The 19657-nt window shown below is 57.9% G+C and carries 15 protein-coding genes, 2 tRNA genes and 3 rRNA genes; 9 read left to right on the forward strand and 11 right to left on the reverse strand.

What is annotated here, in order from left to right; all coding sequences use genetic code 11:
- Window positions 1–53 precede the first annotated feature (53 nt).
- From rrf to HKK54_RS00025, 5 genes are all read right to left on the reverse strand, one after another.
- Window positions 54–169, reverse strand: a 5S ribosomal RNA gene (gene rrf / locus HKK54_RS00005).
- A 156-nt stretch (window positions 170–325) separates the two neighbouring features.
- Window positions 326–3220, reverse strand: a 23S ribosomal RNA gene (locus tag HKK54_RS00010).
- 246 nt (window positions 3221–3466) lie between these two features.
- Window positions 3467–3542: transfer RNA gene (locus tag HKK54_RS00015), tRNA-Ala, on the reverse strand.
- Between the two features lie 30 nt (window positions 3543–3572).
- Window positions 3573–3649, reverse strand: a tRNA-Ile gene (locus HKK54_RS00020).
- 83 nt (window positions 3650–3732) lie between these two features.
- A 16S ribosomal RNA gene (locus tag HKK54_RS00025) occupies window positions 3733–5269 on the reverse strand.
- Together the 16S, 23S and 5S rRNA genes with 2 tRNA genes alongside form the textbook arrangement of a ribosomal RNA operon.
- Before the next feature lie 698 nt (window positions 5270–5967).
- Between HKK54_RS00025 and rhtA the strand changes: the two genes are divergently transcribed.
- Window positions 5968–6855 carry a threonine/homoserine exporter RhtA gene (gene rhtA, locus HKK54_RS00030; RefSeq protein WP_169385836.1) on the forward strand — a complete coding sequence of 296 codons (888 nt, stop codon included), beginning with the start codon at window positions 5968–5970 and terminating at the stop codon, window positions 6853–6855.
- A 167-nt stretch (window positions 6856–7022) separates the two neighbouring features.
- A complete protein-coding gene (locus HKK54_RS00035) occupies window positions 7023–7304 on the forward strand; it encodes a hypothetical protein (RefSeq protein ID WP_003210144.1) in 282 nt (93 codons plus the stop codon).
- A gap of 12 nt (window positions 7305–7316) precedes the next feature.
- Here HKK54_RS00035 and HKK54_RS00040 read toward each other — a convergent pair whose 3' ends face one another.
- On the reverse strand, window positions 7317–7877 hold the full coding sequence (locus HKK54_RS00040) for a TetR/AcrR family transcriptional regulator (RefSeq protein WP_169385837.1): 561 nt from the start codon (window positions 7875–7877) through the stop codon (window positions 7317–7319).
- 90 nt (window positions 7878–7967) lie between these two features.
- On the opposite strand from HKK54_RS00040, the gene HKK54_RS00045 reads away from it, so the two are divergent.
- Complete coding sequence (locus HKK54_RS00045; protein WP_169385838.1) at window positions 7968–8699, forward strand: SDR family oxidoreductase; 732 nt, start codon at window positions 7968–7970, stop codon at window positions 8697–8699.
- 35 nt (window positions 8700–8734) lie between these two features.
- Window positions 8735–9325, forward strand: coding sequence for a 2-hydroxychromene-2-carboxylate isomerase (locus HKK54_RS00050; protein WP_169385839.1), 591 nt, complete (start codon window positions 8735–8737; stop codon window positions 9323–9325).
- Here HKK54_RS00050 and HKK54_RS00055 read toward each other — a convergent pair.
- A complete protein-coding gene (locus HKK54_RS00055; protein ID WP_169385840.1) occupies window positions 9322–10317 on the reverse strand; it encodes a zinc-dependent alcohol dehydrogenase family protein in 996 nt (331 codons plus the stop codon). The two genes, HKK54_RS00050 and HKK54_RS00055, sit on opposite strands and share 4 nt — an antisense overlap.
- Before the next feature lie 115 nt (window positions 10318–10432).
- Between HKK54_RS00055 and HKK54_RS00060 the strand changes: the two genes are divergently transcribed.
- Window positions 10433–11341 (forward strand): LysR family transcriptional regulator, encoded by a 909-nt coding sequence (locus tag HKK54_RS00060; RefSeq protein ID WP_010166580.1) that lies wholly within the window; start codon window positions 10433–10435, stop codon window positions 11339–11341.
- Here HKK54_RS00060 and HKK54_RS00065 read toward each other — a convergent pair.
- The 3 genes from HKK54_RS00065 to HKK54_RS00075 form a co-directional block, all read right to left on the reverse strand.
- Window positions 11334–13142 carry an aminopeptidase P family protein gene (locus tag HKK54_RS00065; protein WP_169385841.1) on the reverse strand — a complete coding sequence of 603 codons (1809 nt, stop codon included), beginning with the start codon at window positions 13140–13142 and terminating at the stop codon, window positions 11334–11336. The genes HKK54_RS00060 and HKK54_RS00065 overlap by 8 nt on opposite strands.
- A 36-nt stretch (window positions 13143–13178) precedes the next feature.
- On the reverse strand, window positions 13179–14339 hold the full coding sequence (locus HKK54_RS00070) for a cysteine desulfurase family protein (RefSeq protein WP_169385842.1): 1161 nt from the start codon (window positions 14337–14339) through the stop codon (window positions 13179–13181).
- A 228-nt stretch (window positions 14340–14567) separates the two neighbouring features.
- The gene (locus HKK54_RS00075; RefSeq protein ID WP_169385843.1) at window positions 14568–14837 is read right to left on the reverse strand and encodes a hypothetical protein; all 270 of its coding nucleotides are present in this window, start codon (window positions 14835–14837) and stop codon (window positions 14568–14570) included.
- A 397-nt stretch (window positions 14838–15234) separates the two neighbouring features.
- Here HKK54_RS00075 and msuE point away from each other — a divergent pair, with 397 nt between their 5' ends.
- From msuE to HKK54_RS00095, 4 genes are read left to right on the forward strand one after another with little or no spacing between them, the layout of a single operon-like run.
- A complete protein-coding gene (gene msuE / locus HKK54_RS00080) occupies window positions 15235–15798 on the forward strand; it encodes an FMN reductase (protein WP_010166573.1) in 564 nt (187 codons plus the stop codon).
- Window positions 15799–15807: 9 nt separating this feature from the next.
- Window positions 15808–16953 (forward strand): FMNH2-dependent alkanesulfonate monooxygenase, encoded by a 1146-nt coding sequence (ssuD, locus tag HKK54_RS00085; RefSeq protein ID WP_010166571.1) that lies wholly within the window; start codon window positions 15808–15810, stop codon window positions 16951–16953.
- 47 nt (window positions 16954–17000) lie between these two features.
- Entirely contained in the window at window positions 17001–18188 is a 1188-nt protein-coding gene (locus HKK54_RS00090; protein WP_010166569.1) for an acyl-CoA dehydrogenase family protein, read from the forward strand.
- Between the two features lie 11 nt (window positions 18189–18199).
- On the forward strand, window positions 18200–19303 hold the full coding sequence (locus tag HKK54_RS00095; RefSeq protein ID WP_169385844.1) for a sigma-54 interaction domain-containing protein: 1104 nt from the start codon (window positions 18200–18202) through the stop codon (window positions 19301–19303).
- On the opposite strand, the gene HKK54_RS00100 is transcribed toward HKK54_RS00095, so the two are convergent.
- Window positions 19295–19657, reverse strand: a complete 363-nt coding sequence (locus HKK54_RS00100; protein WP_029615743.1) for an antibiotic biosynthesis monooxygenase — start codon at window positions 19655–19657, stop codon at window positions 19295–19297. The genes HKK54_RS00095 and HKK54_RS00100 overlap by 9 nt on opposite strands.

The raw sequence follows: 19657 nt of genomic DNA on the forward strand, positions 1-19657 counted from the left end.
CGCCCAAAACAAAACCCCTGATTGCGTTAGCAATCAGGGGTTCTGGAATTTAATCTTGACGATGACCTACTCTCACATGGGGAAACCCCACACTACCATCGGCGATGCATCGTTTCACTGCTGAGTTCGGGATGGGATCAGGTGGTTCCAATGCTCTATGGTCGTCAAGAAATTCGGGTACTGAATCGTGGCCAGCTGGCCTCGCTTCAGCAAATTGGGTATGTGACAGCTTTCGGTGTTTGCAAGAATCGAACTTTCGGTTCATTTCGTCTTCACACACCGCAATCTGGTGCCTTTTCAGGTCAGCAAATTGCTTGGGTGTTATATGGTCAAGCCTCACGGGCAATTAGTATTGGTTAGCTCAACGCCTCACAGCGCTTACACACCCAACCTATCAACGTCGTAGTCTTCGACGGCCCTTCAGGGAACTCAAGGTTCCAGTGAGATCTCATCTTGAGGCTAGTTTCCCGCTTAGATGCTTTCAGCGGTTATCTATTCCGAACATAGCTACCCGGCAATGCCACTGGCGTGACAACCGGAACACCAGAGGTTCGTCCACTCCGGTCCTCTCGTACTAGGAGCAGCCCCTCTCAAATCTCAAACGTCCACGGCAGATAGGGACCGAACTGTCTCACGACGTTCTAAACCCAGCTCGCGTACCACTTTAAATGGCGAACAGCCATACCCTTGGGACCGGCTTCAGCCCCAGGATGTGATGAGCCGACATCGAGGTGCCAAACACCGCCGTCGATATGAACTCTTGGGCGGTATCAGCCTGTTATCCCCGGAGTACCTTTTATCCGTTGAGCGATGGCCCTTCCATACAGAACCACCGGATCACTAAGACCTACTTTCGTACCTGCTCGACGTGTCTGTCTCGCAGTCAAGCGCGCTTTTGCCTTTATACTCTACGACCGATTTCCGACCGGTCTGAGCGCACCTTCGTACTCCTCCGTTACTCTTTAGGAGGAGACCGCCCCAGTCAAACTACCCACCATACACTGTCCTCGATCCGGATAACGGACCTGAGTTAGAACCTCAAAGTTGCCAGGGTGGTATTTCAAGGTTGGCTCCACGCGAACTGGCGTCCACGCTTCAAAGCCTCCCACCTATCCTACACAAGCAAATTCAAAGTCCAGTGCAAAGCTATAGTAAAGGTTCACGGGGTCTTTCCGTCTAGCCGCGGATACACTGCATCTTCACAGCGATTTCAATTTCACTGAGTCTCGGGTGGAGACAGCGCCGCCATCGTTACGCCATTCGTGCAGGTCGGAACTTACCCGACAAGGAATTTCGCTACCTTAGGACCGTTATAGTTACGGCCGCCGTTTACCGGGGCTTCGATCAAGAGCTTCGCGTTAGCTAACCCCATCAATTAACCTTCCGGCACCGGGCAGGCGTCACACCCTATACGTCCACTTTCGTGTTTGCAGAGTGCTGTGTTTTTAATAAACAGTCGCAGCGGCCTGGTATCTTCGACCGGCATGAGCTTACGGAGCAAGTCCTTCACCCTCACCGGCGCACCTTCTCCCGAAGTTACGGTGCCATTTTGCCTAGTTCCTTCACCCGAGTTCTCTCAAGCGCCTTGGTATTCTCTACCCAACCACCTGTGTCGGTTTGGGGTACGGTTCCTGGTTACCTGAAGCTTAGAAGCTTTTCTTGGAAGCATGGCATCAACCACTTCGTTAACTAAAAGTTAACTCGTCATCAGCTCTCGGCCTTAGAATCCCGGATTTACCTAAGATTCCAGCCTACCACCTTAAACTTGGACAACCAACGCCAAGCTGGCCTAGCCTTCTCCGTCCCTCCATCGCAATAACCAGAAGTACAGGAATATTAACCTGTTTTCCATCGACTACGCTTTTCAGCCTCGCCTTAGGGACCGACTAACCCTGCGTCGATTAACGTTGCGCAGGAAACCTTGGTCTTTCGGCGTGGGTGTTTTTCACACCCATTATCGTTACTCATGTCAGCATTCGCACTTCTGATACCTCCAGCAAGCTTCTCAACTCACCTTCACAGGCTTACAGAACGCTCCTCTACCGCATCATCCGAAGATGATACCCGTAGCTTCGGTGTATGGTTTGAGCCCCGTTACATCTTCCGCGCAGGCCGACTCGACTAGTGAGCTATTACGCTTTCTTTAAAGGGTGGCTGCTTCTAAGCCAACCTCCTAGCTGTCTAAGCCTTCCCACATCGTTTCCCACTTAACCATAACTTTGGGACCTTAGCTGACGGTCTGGGTTGTTTCCCTTTTCACGACGGACGTTAGCACCCGCCGTGTGTCTCCCATGCTCGGCACTTGTAGGTATTCGGAGTTTGCATCGGTTTGGTAAGTCGGGATGACCCCCTAGCCGAAACAGTGCTCTACCCCCTACAGTGATACATGAGGCGCTACCTAAATAGCTTTCGAGGAGAACCAGCTATCTCCGAGCTTGATTAGCCTTTCACTCCGATCCACAGGTCATCCGCTAACTTTTCAACGGTAGTCGGTTCGGTCCTCCAGTTAGTGTTACCCAACCTTCAACCTGCCCATGGATAGATCGCCCGGTTTCGGGTCTATTCCCAGCGACTAGACGCCCTATTAAGACTCGCTTTCGCTACGCCTCCCCTATTCGGTTAAGCTCGCCACTGAAAATAAGTCGCTGACCCATTATACAAAAGGTACGCAGTCACAGAACAAAGTCTGCTCCCACTGCTTGTACGCATACGGTTTCAGGATCTATTTCACTCCCCTCTCCGGGGTTCTTTTCGCCTTTCCCTCACGGTACTAGTTCACTATCGGTCAGTCAGTAGTATTTAGCCTTGGAGGATGGTCCCCCCATATTCAGACAAAGTTTCTCGTGCTCCGTCCTACTCGATTTCATGACTAAGAGATTTTCGCGTACAGGGCTATCACCCACTATGGCCGCACTTTCCAGAGCGTTCCGCTAATCTCAAAGCCACTTAAGGGCTAGTCCCCGTTCGCTCGCCACTACTAAGGGAATCTCGGTTGATTTCTTTTCCTCAGGGTACTTAGATGTTTCAGTTCCCCATGGTTCGCTCCATACACCTATGTATTCAGTGTAAGGTAACCATCTTATGATGGCTGGGTTCCCCCATTCAGACATCTCCGGATCAAAGTCTGTTTGCCGACTCCCCGAAGCTTTTCGCAGGCTACCACGTCTTTCATCGCCTCTGACTGCCAAGGCATCCACCGTATGCGCTTCTTCACTTGACCATATAACCCCAAGCAATCTGGTTATACTGTGAAGACGACATTCGCCGAAAATTCGAATTTCTCAACTAAGAGAACTCACAAATTTTACCTTAGCCTGATCCGTTACCAGTGAAAGTAACGTTCAGTCTATCTTTCTATCACATACCCAAATTTTTAAAGAACGATCTAATCAAAGACTAGAAATCAACATTCACCATCGCATTGATGGAATGCTCATTTCTAAGCTTTCATGACAGAAGCAGTTAGTGGTGGAGCCAAACGGGATCGAACCGTTGACCTCCTGCGTGCAAGGCAGGCGCTCTCCCAGCTGAGCTATGGCCCCGTATTTCTACAGGCGTTTCCCACACAAAATTGGTGGGTCTGGGCAGATTCGAACTGCCGACCTCACCCTTATCAGGGGTGCGCTCTAACCAACTGAGCTACAGACCCAATTTCGGGCTGCTTCTTTATCGTCTTCTTCAATGAATCAAGCAATTCGTGTGGGAACTTATGGAGCAGCTGATGTCGTCGATTAAGGAGGTGATCCAGCCGCAGGTTCCCCTACGGCTACCTTGTTACGACTTCACCCCAGTCATGAATCACACCGTGGTAACCGTCCTCCCGAAGGTTAGACTAGCTACTTCTGGTGCAACCCACTCCCATGGTGTGACGGGCGGTGTGTACAAGGCCCGGGAACGTATTCACCGCGACATTCTGATTCGCGATTACTAGCGATTCCGACTTCACGCAGTCGAGTTGCAGACTGCGATCCGGACTACGATCGGTTTTCTGGGATTAGCTCCACCTCGCGGCTTGGCAACCCTCTGTACCGACCATTGTAGCACGTGTGTAGCCCAGGCCGTAAGGGCCATGATGACTTGACGTCATCCCCACCTTCCTCCGGTTTGTCACCGGCAGTCTCCTTAGAGTGCCCACCATTACGTGCTGGTAACTAAGGACAAGGGTTGCGCTCGTTACGGGACTTAACCCAACATCTCACGACACGAGCTGACGACAGCCATGCAGCACCTGTCTCAATGTTCCCGAAGGCACCAATCTATCTCTAGAAAGTTCATTGGATGTCAAGGCCTGGTAAGGTTCTTCGCGTTGCTTCGAATTAAACCACATGCTCCACCGCTTGTGCGGGCCCCCGTCAATTCATTTGAGTTTTAACCTTGCGGCCGTACTCCCCAGGCGGTCAACTTAATGCGTTAGCTGCGCCACTAAGAGCTCAAGGCTCCCAACGGCTAGTTGACATCGTTTACGGCGTGGACTACCAGGGTATCTAATCCTGTTTGCTCCCCACGCTTTCGCACCTCAGTGTCAGTATCAGTCCAGGTGGTCGCCTTCGCCACTGGTGTTCCTTCCTATATCTACGCATTTCACCGCTACACAGGAAATTCCACCACCCTCTACCATACTCTAGCTCGTCAGTTTTGAATGCAGTTCCCAGGTTGAGCCCGGGGATTTCACATCCAACTTAACGAACCACCTACGCGCGCTTTACGCCCAGTAATTCCGATTAACGCTTGCACCCTCTGTATTACCGCGGCTGCTGGCACAGAGTTAGCCGGTGCTTATTCTGTCGGTAACGTCAAAACAGCAAAGTATTAATTTACTGCCCTTCCTCCCAACTTAAAGTGCTTTACAATCCGAAGACCTTCTTCACACACGCGGCATGGCTGGATCAGGCTTTCGCCCATTGTCCAATATTCCCCACTGCTGCCTCCCGTAGGAGTCTGGACCGTGTCTCAGTTCCAGTGTGACTGATCATCCTCTCAGACCAGTTACGGATCGTCGCCTTGGTGAGCCATTACCCCACCAACTAGCTAATCCGACCTAGGCTCATCTGATAGCGCAAGGCCCGAAGGTCCCCTGCTTTCTCCCGTAGGACGTATGCGGTATTAGCGTCCGTTTCCGGACGTTATCCCCCACTACCAGGCAGATTCCTAGGCATTACTCACCCGTCCGCCGCTCTCAAGAGAAGCAAGCTTCTCTCTACCGCTCGACTTGCATGTGTTAGGCCTGCCGCCAGCGTTCAATCTGAGCCATGATCAAACTCTTCAGTTCAAACATCTTTGGGTTTTTAAGAAACCCTAAACTTGGCTCAGCAATCGTTGGTTACATCTTTGATTTCTCGCGGAGTAACTTGTGATGCTGATAATCTTGTTGACTATCAGTCTGACTCCACAAGCACCCACACGAATTGCTTGATTCAGTTGTTAAAGAGCGGTTGGTTAAGATCTTTCGTCTCAACCGAGGCGCGCATTCTACAGCAGCCTCATTTGCTGTCAAGTGATTATTTTTAGAAGTTTTCAAAGTTTCCTTTGTAACTTCAACCACTTGCGCTTCCGATCTCTCGTTAGCGGGAGGCGAATTCTACAGCGTTACACGCTGCTGTCAACACCTCTTTTTCTCCGCTTTCGACCGAGAAGATCGAACCGTTAACAGAGCCAAACTACACCGCTCTATCAACTCCTTCCAGGCTTCGATGATCTGAAGCAGCTCGCTGTCGAAACCTACATAACTCTTTGTTTACCAAGGAGTTTTCCGTTTCGACTGCGCCGGAAGTGGGGCGAAATATAGACTTCCAGAATCTGCCGTCAACCCTTAATTCAGCTTTTCTATCAATCCATCCCGACTATCCTGGAATTCACCTATATAGAGAGGAATCCCGAACAAATTGAGCAATATATTGCCCATCGCTCAACAGTTAAGCATCATAGCCACTTCTGCTTCTTTAATACGACCTCGGACGAACACCCTCAATGACCACCTCATCCCGTAGCCTGGCCTCGACATTGTTTCCGGTCGGCCTGCTACTCATTGCCATGGCCTCCATTCAATCAGGCGCGTCGCTCGCCAAAAGCATGTTCCCCATCGTTGGTGCTCAGGGCACCACCACCCTGCGCCTGATTTTTGCCAGTGTGATCATGCTGCTTCTATTACGTCCATGGCGCGCCAAGCTGACAGCCAAGTCGCTGCAGACGGTCATCGTTTACGGAATGGCGTTGGGCGGAATGAACTTCCTCTTCTATATGTCACTGCGGACCGTTCCCCTGGGAATCGCAGTAGCCCTCGAATTCACCGGCCCATTGGCCGTCGCGATCTATGCTTCGCGACGCGCGGTAGACTTTCTCTGGATAGCCTTGGCCATCGTCGGCCTTCTGCTATTGATCCCCGTAGGAGAAGCCAGCAGCGGCATTGATCTCACAGGCGCCGCCTACGCACTGAGCGCAGGCGCCTGCTGGGCGCTCTACATTCTGTTTGGCCAAAAGGCCGGTGCCGACAACGGCGTACAAACCGCAGCCCTGGGCGTAATGATTGCTGCACTGTTTGTCGCGCCGATCGGAATTGTCCACGCGGGCGCTGCATTACTCACGCCCTCGCTGATCCCGATCGCCATTGGTGTCGCGGTTTTATCCACCGCCCTGCCCTATACCCTGGAGATGGTCGCCCTGACCCGCCTGCCCGCCCGCACATTCGGAACCCTGATGAGTATCGAGCCCGCGTTCGGCGCCTTGTCTGGCCTGTTTTTCCTTCAAGAACACCTGTCCCTGGCGCAATGGCTGGCCATTACCTGCATTATCCTGGCCTCTGTTGGCGCAACCCTGACCATGCGTAACGAATCAAAGCCACTCGTTCCAGCCGATTGATTCAGGATTTGACGTAGCTCTGGCATTTGCCGCTCAATTAGGCCATGTTTAGGCCGTAACCCAGTGTCACTCATGGAGAATTTCGATAAGGACATCATGAACGCTACACTCGAGAGCGAGCAAAGCCAGCTTCGTGCATTCAAGCGAGGCGGCTATTAAGGATAGTAATGAAGCGAATTTTGATGCTGTTCATGATTGTGGCAATCGCAGGTTGTGCCGCGACGACCAAGACCGAAGTGAAACGGGGAAAAAAGGGGCTGCATATCAACTGCTCGGGCCTGTCCTCCTCCTGGGACCAGTGCTACGCCAGTGCAGCCAATTCATGTGGTGCCAAAGGCTATAAAGTCATCGCCAAGTCGGGCGACAACGCTGAAGACCCGGGCGACTATCCGTTTGGTCTCAACCCCGCCGGCTACACCAGCCGCAGCATGATTGTGATCTGCAAGTAACTGCCGACGCCTTTACAGGTTCGACAGTTGTTGGCTGAGTACGTCGTAGTTCGATGACAGCACCTGTGCCTGCACCTGCGGGTTGACCATCATCCGCGCTACTACCAGCGCGCCGATGCATTGCGACAGAATCGACCACGCCAGGTCCTCGCTACCCAGCGTTGCAGCCCACCCCGCCTGCAGTCGGCAAATCCAGTCCTGCGCCTGTTGGCGCACCGCCACATCCGATCGAGCAATCTCCGCACCCAGGCTCGGCAACGCACAGCCCGCTTCAGACTGCTCCACATGGGCCATGCTCAAGTAGAACTTCAAACAGCGATCCAGCCGCTCCCGACTCTGCACGCCATTACCATTCAAGCGCTCAAGGCTGTGGCTCAATTCGCGCTCGACAATCGAGCTGAACAATTCGTCCTTTGAGGCGAAATGGCTATAAAACGCGCCACCACTCAAGCCGATGGCTTTCATCAAGCCATCCACCCCGACACTGGCAAACCCTTCTTTCTTCGCCAGGGCTGCACTGCTATCCAGCAGTTTCTCTCTGGTTTCCTGCTTATGACTGGCCGAATATCGCATCGCTTCCCCCCTGGTGTTGTCAGCTTGACGCCTGCCGGATCATAGCATAACGTTCGTTTGCCAAACGATCGTTTACTAAAGGATCTATCCATGACGAACAACAAGAAAATCGTACTGGTTGTGGGTGCTGGTGATGCCACTGGCGGCGCAATTGCCAAACGCTTCGCCCGTGAAGGTTACGTCGCATGCGTTACGCGGCGCAGCGCCGAAAAACTGCAACCCTTGGTGGACAGCATCCAGGCGGCCGGCGGCGAGGCGCATGGCTTTGCCTGCGACGCCCGCAAGGAAGAAGACGTGATTGCGCTGATCGAACAGATTGAAACCGAGCTGGGGCCCATTGAAGCTTTTGTGTTCAACATCGGTGCGAATGTGCCGTGCAGCATCCTGGAAGAAACCGCCCGCAAGTACTTCAAGATTTGGGAAATGGCCTGTTTCTCTGGCTTCCTCAATGCCCGGGAAGTGGCCAAGCGCATGGTCACCCGTCACCGCGGCACCATCCTGTTTACCGGTGCCACTGCCGGATTGCGCGGTGCCGCCGGCTTTGCCGCGTTCGCAGGCGCGAAACACGGGATCCGCGCACTGGCGCAAAGCATGGCCCGCGAGCTGGGTCCGAGGAACATCCACGTCGCCCACGTAGTCGTGGATGGCGCCATCGACACTGACTTCATTCGTGACAACTTCCCGCAGAAGTACGCCCTCAAGGATCAGGACGGTATTCTCAACCCCGAACACATCGCCGATAACTATTGGTACCTGCACAGTCAGCCCCGGGACGCCTGGACCTTCGAGCTGGACCTGCGCCCCTGGAATGAACCCTGGTAAGCACGCCCCATAACAATAAACAGCGAGTACCCAGCATGAGTAAAACCGTGGAGTTTTTCTTCGACCTCGGCAGCCCTGCCACCTATCTGGCCTATACGCAGCTTCCAGGGCTGTGCGCTGCAACCGGCGCCCAGCTGATTTATAAGCCAATGTTGCTGGGTGGCGTGTTCAAGGCCACTGGCAATGCATCACCGGTCACCATTCCCGCCAAAGGCCGCTACATGCTCCAGGACCTGGCGCGCTACGCCCAGCGCTACAACGTCCCGCTCAAGTTCAACCCGCACTTCCCCATCAATACATTGACACTGATGCGCGCAGTCACCGGTGTCCAAATGCGCCAGCCCGAGCGTTTTCAGAGTTTCATCGACGGCCTGTTCCGCGCCCTTTGGGTAGAAGGCCGTCACCTGGGTGATCCTGCTGTGGTGGCTGCGGTGCTGGCTGAACACGGTTTTGATCCCGAAGTAGTCCTCGCGTTGACGAATGACGACGCCGTCAAGGCCACCCTCAAGGACAACACCCAGCACGCCATCCAGCGCGGCGTATTCGGGGCGCCTACGATGTTCGTCGGCGACCAGTTGTTTTTCGGCCAGGACCGCTTGGAGTTTGTCCGCGAAGCGCTGAGCTAGATTTCAATCACCAGACGCCCTTGAGCGCCGCCGGCGAGTAACTCGCAGGCGGCGTTTACCGTGTGCAGGTCGAATTGACGCCCGTCGAGAATCGGCGTGAGCTTCCCGTCATCAATCAACTGCGCCGCCTCGGCAAGGATCTGCCCGTGGTGCTCGCGCCCCTTGCCCGTCAGCATCGGCAGCAGGGTAAACACCCCGGAGTAAGTCGCCCCGCGAAACGACAACGGCGCCAGGCTATGAGAACCCCAGCCAAGACAACTCAGCACATGCCCGTGATAAGTCCTGGCCGCCTGGAAGGACGCATCCAGCGTCGGCCCGCCCACCGTGTCATACACGATGTCAAAACCTTCGCCCGCCGTGTGCAAGGCTACATACTCCTCGACGGTGTGCTGTTGGTAGTCGATAAACGTGGCGCCCAGCCCCTCAATCAACGCCCGCTGCCTGGCTGAACCGGTCGCAAACACCTCGGCGCCAAACGCATTAGCTACTTGCACGGCGACATGTCCTACACCACCCGCACCGCCCTGAATCAGGACTTTATGCCCCGGGCCTACATGCGCACGGTCCACCAGCCCTTCCCATGCGGTGATCAGCACCAGCGGCAATGCCGCGGCTTCGCGCATGCTCAGGGTCGCGGGTTTTCTCGCCAGCAAGCGCGCATCCACCACGGCAAACTCCGCCAACGAACCCTGGATGCCGCCCACTCCCGTCGCCAGGGCGTACACCTCATCGCCCGCCTTCCACTCGTTGATACCCGGGCCCACCGTCTCGATGATCCCCGCCAAGTCCAAGCCAATCACAGCCGGCAACGGCTGACGGGCATGGGCCGCCTCGCCTGCGCGAATTTTCCCGTCCAGCGGGTTGAGGCCACTGGCCTTGATCCTCACCAGCACCTCACCATCCCCCGGCGTTGGCCTGGGAATCGTCGCCAGCCGTAACGGCCCATTCGCCACATCCACCATCAGGGCACGCATTTGAGTTGTATCAGTCATGTTCGCGATCTCGATTCATCAGGAAGTGATCACCATGATGTGCCCGGCCACTCATGCCGATAAGAAGCCAAACCGCTATAGTGACCATGCTCATTTGGCATGAATTGGTAGCCCCATGGATAAGCTCAACGCAATGGCCATTTTCGTCCGGGTAATCGAGCGCGGAAGTTTCTCTGCGGTTGCCCGGGAATTGCACACCACTCAGCCCACCATCAGCAAAGTACTGCGTGCACTGGAGACAGAACTGGGCGGCAAGCTGATTTCCCGCAGCACCCGCAAACTCTCCCTGACAGACGAAGGCCAGCGCTACTACAGCCATTGCCGACAAATCCTCGCGGCGGTGGATGCTGCAGAACACAGCTTCCAGTCCGGCAAGGAGGCTGTCGCCGGTCCGTTACGCATTGGCTCGTCGGTGAGCTTCGGTCGCCTGCACATCGCCTCACGCCTGGCGGGATTTCTCGATCGATACCCACAGGTACAGGTTGACCTGCAACTGAACGATCAAAATCAGGACCTGGTCAGCGAAGGCCTGGACGTTACCCTGCGCATCGGCGAGTTGCGCGACAGCGGCCTGATCGCCCGGCAGATCGGCACTACTCACCGGGTCACCCTCGCCAGCCCGGCCTATCTGGCCAAACACCCGGCGCCGCAAACTCCGCAAGAGCTGGCCCGGCACAATTGCCTGCTGTTCAACCTGCTCAGCAGCCAGAACCAATGGGTCTACGAAAAGGACGGGACGCGGCACAGCGTCAAGATCAAGGGCAACGCCCAGAGCAATAACTCCGAGGCTGTACGCGAGATGGTATTGGCGGGGCTCGGCATTGCGCTGTCGCCCCTGTGGTTGTTCTTTGATGACCTGAAGGCCGGCCGGGTGGTCGCCTTGCTGCAGGACTACACCCCGCAGTCGCTGCCGATTCATGCCGTTTCGGCACCCAATCGCCGTCAGTCCGCCCGGGTCAAAGCGTTTATCGACTACATGGCCGATGCCCTGACCCAGGCGTCCGAACTGCAGCCCCTCAGATAGCGGCCGTACGCACCTGCAACCATTCCAGCGCCGCGCCACTGAGCAGCGGGCTCAGGCGCTCACGGACTTGCGCGTGGTAATCGTTGAACCACTGGCGCTCGTCCACCGTCAGCAACGACGGCTCCAGGCAACGGGTGTCGATGGGGCACAGCGTGAGTGTCTCGAACTTGAGGAACTCGCCAAACTCGGTCTTGCCCGCTTCACGGTTCAGCACCAGGTTCTCGATGCGCACACCCCAACGCCCCGGACGGTAAGTGCCCGGCTCGATGGACGTAATCATGCCGGCCTGCATCGCGGTTTGCGGTGCGGCGACGGCTTGATAGGCGATCACCTGCGGGCCTTCATGCACATTGAGGAAGTAGCCGACGCCATGACCGGTACCGTGGCCGTAGTCCACGCCTTCAGCCCAGATCGGCGCACGGGCGATGGAATCCAGCAGCGGCGAAAGAATGCCCTTGGGGAAATGCGCGCGGGACAAGGCAATCACACCTTTGAGCACCCGCGTGCAATCGCGTTTCTGCTCTTCGGTTGGCGTACCAATAGGCACCATACGCGTGATGTCGGTGGTGCCACCCAGGTACTGGCCACCGGAGTCGATCAGCAGCAAGCCATCGCCTTCGATCAGCGCGTGCTCTTCTTCAGTCGCGTGGTAGTGCGGCATCGCGCCATTGGCGTTGAATGCGGCAATCGTGTTGAAACTCAGCGACACATAACCCGGCCGGCGGGTACGCGCCGCCGTCAGGTGTTCATCAATAGTCAGTTCGGTGATGTGCTCACGGCCCAACGCACTGTCGAGCCAGGCGAAGAATTCGCACAAGGCCGCGCCGTCCTGCTCCATGGCCTGGCGAATATGCTCGGCGTCAGCCAGGCTTTTACGCGATTTGGCCAAGGTGGTCGGGTTAAGCCCTTCGATCAGCTTGACGCCACTGCCGAGGTTTTCCAGCAAGCCGGCGGTCACCCGTGCCGGATCGACCTGCACACTGGCGCCCGACGGAATGGCCTTCAATGCAGCAGCGACTTCGCTGTAATCACGCAGGGCCACGCCATCCTGCTCCAGCACGGCACGAAGCTCGGCATCGACTTTGCTCAAAGCCACAAACAATGTCGCCTGCTGCTGACCGATCAAGGCAAAGGACACAAACACCGGGTTGAACGAAACGTCACCACCACGCAGGTTAAACAGCCAGGCGATATCGTCCAGGGTCGCGATGAAATGCCAGTCGGCCCCCTTCTCGCTCAAGCTTTCGCGCAGGGCCGCGAGTTTTTCGCCGCGGCTGACGGTGGCCTGGGGTGGCAGATGTTGATAGATCGGCTGGTTCGGCAAGGTTGGGCGGTCTTGCCAGACTTCATTCAGCAGGTCGATGTCCGTGCGCAAGCGTGCACCACGTGCTTCCAGCTTGCTGCCCAGGGTACGCGCCGAGGCCACGGCCATGACCGCACCGTCCACTGCCACCACGCCACCTTCCGGAGTCTGTTCCGCCAGCCATTCCAGTGGCCCGGGCTGGCCGGGTTGCAGCTTGACCAGCTCGATACCGCTGCCCTTGAGTTCCTTGGTCGCCTGTTCCCAATAGCGGCTGTCTGCCCACACACCGGCGAAATCTGCGGTGACAATCAGTGTGCCCACCGAACCGTGAAAACCCGACAACCACTGGCGCCCCTGCCAGTAACCCGGCAGGTATTCGGACAAGTGCGGGTCGGCCGACGGCACCAACAGGGCATGAATGCCTTCGCGGCTCATCAGTTCGCGGGTATGCGCCAGGCGCTGGGGAACCGTTCCATGGGTCAAAGGCTGTGTGCTCATCGTGTCTCCTGCTAACCACTAATAATTGTTATGGGGTCAAACGGCCCAGAAAGCCGGTGCGCTGGCCAGTGCCGCCTTGATCAGTTGTACCGCCTGATCGATGTCCTGCTCGGTGGTAAACCGACCGAGGCTCAAGCGAATGGTGCGACCTGCGCTGCGGGCATCATGGCCCAGCGCCAGAAGCACATGGGACGGTGCATTACTCGCCGAATTGCAGGCCGAGGTCGCCGAAAAGGCAATGCCCGCGCTCAGGGCGGCGGAGTTGAACTCGCCCTCGCCGAACGTCAGGCTCAAGGTGTGGGGGATACGCTGGGTAAGGCTGCCATTGAGGCGCACCCCGGCAATGCTATTCAGCTGTTCCAGCAGGCGCTCGCGCAAGGCAACGATGGTCGCCTTTTCTTCAGCAAAGGAGGCTGCCGCCAAGGCGAATGCCGCGCCCATGCCGGCGATCTGGTGAGTCGCCAGGGTGCCGGAACGCAAGCCGCCTTCATGGCCACCGCCGTGAATCTGCGCCAGCACTTTCTGCTGCGCACGCGGGCCGACGTACAAGGCGCCGATGCCCTTGGGGCCATAGAGTTTATGAGCGGAAAACGACATCAGGTCCACCGGCCACTCGGCCAGGTCAATCGCCACCTTGCCCGCGCCCTGCGCCGCATCCACGTGAAACAACGCCCCATGCTCACGCACTCGCGCGCCAATCGCCTGGATATCGTTGAGGGTGCCCAACTCGTTGTTCACCAGCATCAGCGACACCAAAAAGGTGTCTTCACGCAATGCTTCACTTACCGCCTCGGCGCTGATCAACCCTTCAGCGTCCGGCACCAGGTACGTCACGGCAACCCCGGCTTCCTGCAACTGGCGAGCGGTGTCGAGCGTGGCCTTGTGCTCGATCTGGCTGGTGATGATGTGCCCACCGGCCACGCCCCGCGCCTGGGCGACGCCCTTGATGGCGAGGTTGTTGGACTCGGTGGCACCCGAGGTCCAGACAATCTGTGCCGGCTCGGCGCCAACCAGTTCGGCCACCTGGCGCCGCGCCTGTTCAACCGTTTGCCGGGCCTGTTGGCCGAACGCATGGGAACTGGACGCAGGGTTACCGAAGTTGGCGTTGAAACCCAGACACTCGACCATCACCTGGATGACCCGCTCATCCACCGGCGTGGTGGCGGCGTAGTCGAAATACAGCGGACGTTTATTCATGACGTTAAAGACTCGCAGAGCATGTTCCCGAGAGCAGCGTCTCAGGGGCAGCGATCAGAAAGGAAGATGGTTTACCTGATCCCGTGCCGTTAAAGAAAGACCACTTTATTTAAAAGTGCGTAGGAACGCTCCTGAAATTCAGCTTAACAGGCTCCGGGAAACGGATGGCAAACAAAAAGCCCGAGGTTCCTGTGGGAAACCTCGGGCTTTTCAGACCTGGCCACTGACTCAACTGGGGCGACCGTGCAGCGTCACGCCACGCTCGGCATTCATTTCGCCCTGGCGATCAAAACCAAAGGTGTTCTGTGACTGGCCAGTCAGTTCGGCTTTCTTCTGTTGGTATTCATCAAACGACAGGCCCCGACGGCTCAGGGCTTCCAGCGCCAGTTCCTTGCTCTCTTCAGCCGAGTAGGCACGCAATTCAGGCGACGAATGGGTCGCACAACCGGCAAGGACTGAGGTGACAAGCAATACGGAAATGGCGAGAAAACGGTTCATGGCGAAGGTCCTGCGAAACGGGTTGAGGTCAATGAGCACAGGCTACTCCCGCCCCTGCACGGTGAAAAATCATCAGCCGTGATAGTCGCTATCAACCTTTGCGACATCTGTGATAGTCACGCCACATATTCCATACAGATCTATAAATATGGAAATACGTTCATTTACGGAATAAATACAACCCTCTATAAATGGCCTCAGCGCTGACGCCACTGTTCGCCTGGCAACTGTTGCCCGGGCAACAGTCATTCAACAAAACACCAGGCAGACAACACCGCCATTTTCCAACACCTGGCCCAGAGGCCTCGCCAATCAAGGGCTGCGCAGTTTGGTACAGCTCTTGCTCAAGCCCTGCTACTGCTCTTGCCCTGAGCCACTGTTGAAAAAGGAACTGTTGATGACCCGTCCACTGAATGTCGTTGCCCTCTCCGGCGGAACCTGGCGCCCGTCCCGCACCCTGGTACTGACCCAGGCCGTGCTGGCCGAACTGGCCAATCAATTACCGATCCAGACCACCCTGATTGAACTCGGCGACATTGCCCGGCCGCTGGGCGGCGCACTGTCGCGCCAGGAACTGCCCGCCGACGTCGAAGCCCAACTGCAAGCCATCGAACAGGCCGACCTGCTGATCGTCGCCGCCCCGGTGTATCGCGGCTCCTACCCTGGGCTGCTCAAGCACCTGTTCGACCTGGTCGACCTCAACGCGCTGATCAACACCCCGGTGTTGCTGGCGGCCACCGGCGGCAGCGAACGCCACGCCCTGGTACTCGATCACCAACTGCGCCCGCTGTTTAGTTTCTTCCAGGCCCTGACGTTGCCGATTGGCGTGTACGCCACCGAGGCCGATTTCACCGATTACCACATAACCAGTGAGCCCTTGAAGGCCCGCATTCGCCTTGCTGCAGAACGCGCCGCGCCATTGTTTGCCGCGCATCCCACCTCTCTGCTGAAAATCGCTTAAGGATTTGTCATGGATGTTTTCTGGTTTCTGCCTACACACGGTGACGGCCATTACCTGGGCACCACCCAAGGCGCTCGCCCGGTCACCCTCAACTATTTGAAACAAGTCGCTCAAGCGGCGGACAACCTCGGCTACCACGGCGTGCTGATCCCCACCGGCCGCTCCTGCGAAGACTCCTGGGTGATCGCCTCGGCGCTGGTGCCATTGACCGAACGCCTGCGTTACCTGGTGGCGATTCGCCCGGGGATCATCTCGCCGACCGTCTCGGCACGCATGGCTGCCACCCTAGACCGCCTGTCCGGTGGCCGCCTGCTGATCAACGTGGTGACCGGCGGCGACCCCGACGAAAACCGCGGCGACGGCAGCTTCCTCGATCACAGCGAACGCTACGAAGTGACCGACGAATTCCTCAAGATCTGGCGCCGCGTGTTGCAGGGCGAATCGGTAGATTTTGAAGGCAAACACCTGCGCGTACAGAACGCCAAGGCACTTTACCCACCGGTGCAGAAGCCATATCCACCGCTGTACTTCGGCGGTTCCTCGGACGCCGCCCACGACCTCGCCGCCGAACAGGTGGATGTGTACCTGACCTGGGGCGAACCACCGGCCGCCGTCGCCGAGAAACTCGCCGACGTACGCGAGCGCGCAGCGCGCCATGGCCGCACCGTCAAGTTCGGGATTCGCCTGCATGTGATCGTGCGCGAAACCGAAGAAGACGCCTGGAAAGCCGCCGCCAAACTGATCGAACACATCAGCGACGAAACCATCGCCGCCGCGCAAAAATCCTTCTCGCGCTTTGACTCCGAAGGTCAGCGCCGCATGGCCGCGCTGCACGACGGGCGTCGCGACAACCTGGAAATCGCCCCCAACCTGTGGGCCGGCGTCGGCCTGGTGCGGGGCGGCGCGGGCACGGCCCTGGTGGGCAACCCTGAGCAAGTCGCCGAGCGGATCAAGGAATACGCGGACCTGGGCATCGAAAGCTTCATCTTCTCCGGCTACCCGCACCTGGAAGAGGCATATCGCTTTGCCGAGCTGGTGTTCCCGCTGCTGCCGGAGCCCTACGCCAGCCTGGCCGGGCGCGGCGTCACCAACCTCACCGGACCGTTCGGCGAAATGATTGCCAACGACGTCCTGCCGGCAAAAGCCCAGGCCTGACCTGCCGTCTGCCGGGGTACGCCCCGGCACACCATGAGGAATACCGCGTGACAGCCAAACCCAACAGCGTCCTGCCCTCACCCTTGCAGACCGCCAAACTGCTGGCCGCCGAATTCGCCCTCACCGCCGTCGAACGCGACGAGCGTGGCGGCACCCCGAAGACCGAACGTGACGCCCTGCGCCAGAGCGGCTTGCTGGCCCTGAGCATTCCTACCCAATACGGCGGCCTCGGCGCCCGCTGGAGCGAGACCCTGGAGATCGTGCGCGAGTTCGCCAAGGTCGACAGTTCCATCGCCCACGTCTTCGGGTTTCATCATCTGATGCTCGCCACCGTGCGCCTGTTTTCCCGCCCGGAGCAATGGCAACCCTGGTTCGAACAGACCGCGCGTAAAAACTGGTTCTGGGGCAACGCCCTCAACCCGCTGGACACACGCACGGTGGTCAAGGCCTTCGGCGGCTGGCGCGAATTTTCCGGCAAGAAAAGTTTCTGCTCCGGCGCCAGCGACTCGGAAATGCTGATCGCCTCGGCGGTGGATGAAAGCGCCGGCGGCAAACTGCTGATCGCCGCCATCCCCAGCGGCCGCAGCGGCATCACCTTGCACAACGACTGGAACAACATCGGCCAGCGCCAGACCGACAGCGGCAGCGCCACCTTCGAACGGGTACGCGTGGAAGAGTCGGAATTGCTCCTCGATCCCGGCCCGCTCAGCACGCCCTTCGCCTGTCTGCGCCCGCTGATCGCCCAGCTGACCTTCACCCACATGTTCCTCGGCATCGCCGAAGGCGCCTTTGCCGAAGCCCGCAACTACACCCTGACCGAAACCCGGCCCTGGCATAAATCCACGGTGCAGGACATTCGCCAGGACCCGTACGTGCTCAACCACTACGGCGAATTCTGGGTCGCGCTGGAAGGCGTGCGCCTGTTGGTGGAACGTGCCGCCGAACTGCTGGACCAGGCCTGGGCCAAAGGCCCGAGCCTCAGTGAAAGCGAGCGCGGCGAACTGGCCATCGCCATCGCCACCGCCAAAGTGGCCGCTACCCGCAACGGCCTGGAACTGTGCAGCCGCCTGTTCGAAGTCACCGGCGCGCGCTCCACCCACGCCTCCCTGCGCCTGGACCGGCACTGGCGCAACCTGCGCACGCAAACGTTGCACGACCCGGTGGACTACAAACTCCACGAACTGGGGGACTGGGCGTTGAACCAGTCCCTGCCGATTCCCACGTTCTACTCCTAGAAGAGGTGCCCATGCAGCTTTTAACCTTACCGCCCTCGCCCGCCCTTGCGACCTCGATCCGCGCCACGGCCCAGGTCTTCGAAGACCCCAAATCCCAGGCGTTGCTGGCGCACATCCAGCAAGTCGCGCCGAGCGAAGCCAGCGTGCTGATCATCGGCGAAACCGGCACCGGTAAAGAGCTGGTGGCGCGCCATATCCACAACCTCAGCGCGCGGCGCAACCGGCCGTTCGTGGCGGTCAACTGCGGCGCGTTTTCCGAATCCCTGGTGGAAGCCGAGCTGTTCGGTCATGAGAAAGGCGCCTTCACCGGTGCCCTCAGCGCCAAGGCCGGCTGGTTCGAAGAGGCCGACGGCGGCACCCTGTTCCTCGATGAAATTGGCGACTTGCCGATGGCGATTCAGGTCAAGCTGCTACGCGTCCTGCAGGAACGCGAAGTGGTGCGCCTGGGCTCGCGCAAAAGCATTCCCATCGACGTGCGGGTGTTGGCTGCCACCAACGTTCAGTTGGAAAAAGCCATCAACGCCGGGCATTTTCGCGAGGACCTGTACTACCGCCTCGACGTGGTCAGCCTGGAGCTGAGCCCGCTGCGGGACCGCCCCGGTGACATCCTGCCGCTGACCCGGCACTTCATCGAAGCCTACAGCCAGCGCCTGGGTTATGGCCCCATCACCATCAGCCGTGAAGCCGAGCAGAAACTCAAGAGCTACAGTTGGCCGGGCAACATCCGCGAACTGGAAAACGTCATCCACCACACCCTGCTGATCTGCCGCAATGGCGTGATCGAGCGCGACGACCTGCGCCTGTCGAACATGCGCATCGAGCGTCAGGACGACAACCAGCACGGCATCGACAACAGCGCTGAAGCCCTGCTGGAACGGGCCTTTCAAAAACTCTTCGAAGAACAGGCCGGCGCCCTGCATGAAAAGGTCGAGGATGCGTTGCTGCGTGCCGCCTACCGCTTCAGCCATTACAACCAGGTGCACACCGCCAACCTGCTGGGCCTGAGCCGCAACGTGACGCGAACCCGTTTGATCAAGATCGGTGAACTGGCGGTAAACAAGCGACGCCCCGGCGAGAACGTACAGGGCGAACGCATGCTGCACCTGTCAATTTAGGCGGCAGTGCAAGGCGTTGTCATGGCTGCGCTCGATGCTGCGCAGCACCTGGAACGAACCGAAGGTCACCGCCGTGGCCTGGTGGGCGCGGATCAGCGTCCAGAAATCTTCCTCACCGTGCTCAAAACACTTGAAGGCCGCCTCCCCGTCTTCGCGGGAGCGCCATTGCAGGCAGCTGAGCACCCGGCGTCCATCATCGCTGACCTGCACACTGGCATTGATAAAGCCGCCATGGCCTTGGGCCAAACGCTCGCTCTGGGACGACAGGGCCGCCACCAAAGCCGATTGCTGCTGAGGTTCGATCTGGAATTCGACCATCTGGGTGAAACTCAGACTCTTCTCTGATACCTGCAT

The sequence above is a fragment of the Pseudomonas sp. ADAK13 genome (assembly GCF_012935715.1).
Taxonomy (GTDB): Bacteria; Pseudomonadota; Gammaproteobacteria; order Pseudomonadales; family Pseudomonadaceae; genus Aquipseudomonas.

Excerpts from the sequence above, each read along its gene's own strand:
- rhtA (WP_169385836.1), top strand. The coding sequence starts at position 5,968 with ATGACCACCTCATCCCGTAGCCTGGCCTCGACATTGTTTCCGGTCGGC.
- HKK54_RS00035 (WP_003210144.1), top strand. The coding sequence starts at position 7,023 with ATGAAGCGAATTTTGATGCTGTTCATGATTGTGGCAATCGCAGGTTGT.
- HKK54_RS00040 (WP_169385837.1), bottom strand. The coding sequence starts at position 7,877 with ATGCGATATTCGGCCAGTCATAAGCAGGAAACCAGAGAGAAACTGCTG.
- HKK54_RS00045 (WP_169385838.1), top strand. The coding sequence starts at position 7,968 with ATGACGAACAACAAGAAAATCGTACTGGTTGTGGGTGCTGGTGATGCC.
- HKK54_RS00050 (WP_169385839.1), top strand. The coding sequence starts at position 8,735 with ATGAGTAAAACCGTGGAGTTTTTCTTCGACCTCGGCAGCCCTGCCACC.
- HKK54_RS00055 (WP_169385840.1), bottom strand. The coding sequence starts at position 10,317 with ATGACTGATACAACTCAAATGCGTGCCCTGATGGTGGATGTGGCGAAT.
- HKK54_RS00060 (WP_010166580.1), top strand. The coding sequence starts at position 10,433 with ATGGATAAGCTCAACGCAATGGCCATTTTCGTCCGGGTAATCGAGCGC.
- HKK54_RS00065 (WP_169385841.1), bottom strand. The coding sequence starts at position 13,142 with ATGAGCACACAGCCTTTGACCCATGGAACGGTTCCCCAGCGCCTGGCG.
- HKK54_RS00070 (WP_169385842.1), bottom strand. The coding sequence starts at position 14,339 with ATGAATAAACGTCCGCTGTATTTCGACTACGCCGCCACCACGCCGGTG.
- HKK54_RS00075 (WP_169385843.1), bottom strand. The coding sequence starts at position 14,837 with ATGAACCGTTTTCTCGCCATTTCCGTATTGCTTGTCACCTCAGTCCTT.
- msuE (WP_010166573.1), top strand. The coding sequence starts at position 15,235 with ATGACCCGTCCACTGAATGTCGTTGCCCTCTCCGGCGGAACCTGGCGC.
- ssuD (WP_010166571.1), top strand. The coding sequence starts at position 15,808 with ATGGATGTTTTCTGGTTTCTGCCTACACACGGTGACGGCCATTACCTG.
- HKK54_RS00095 (WP_169385844.1), top strand. The coding sequence starts at position 18,200 with ATGCAGCTTTTAACCTTACCGCCCTCGCCCGCCCTTGCGACCTCGATC.
- HKK54_RS00100 (WP_029615743.1), bottom strand. The coding sequence starts at position 19,657 with ATGCAGGTATCAGAGAAGAGTCTGAGTTTCACCCAGATGGTCGAATTC.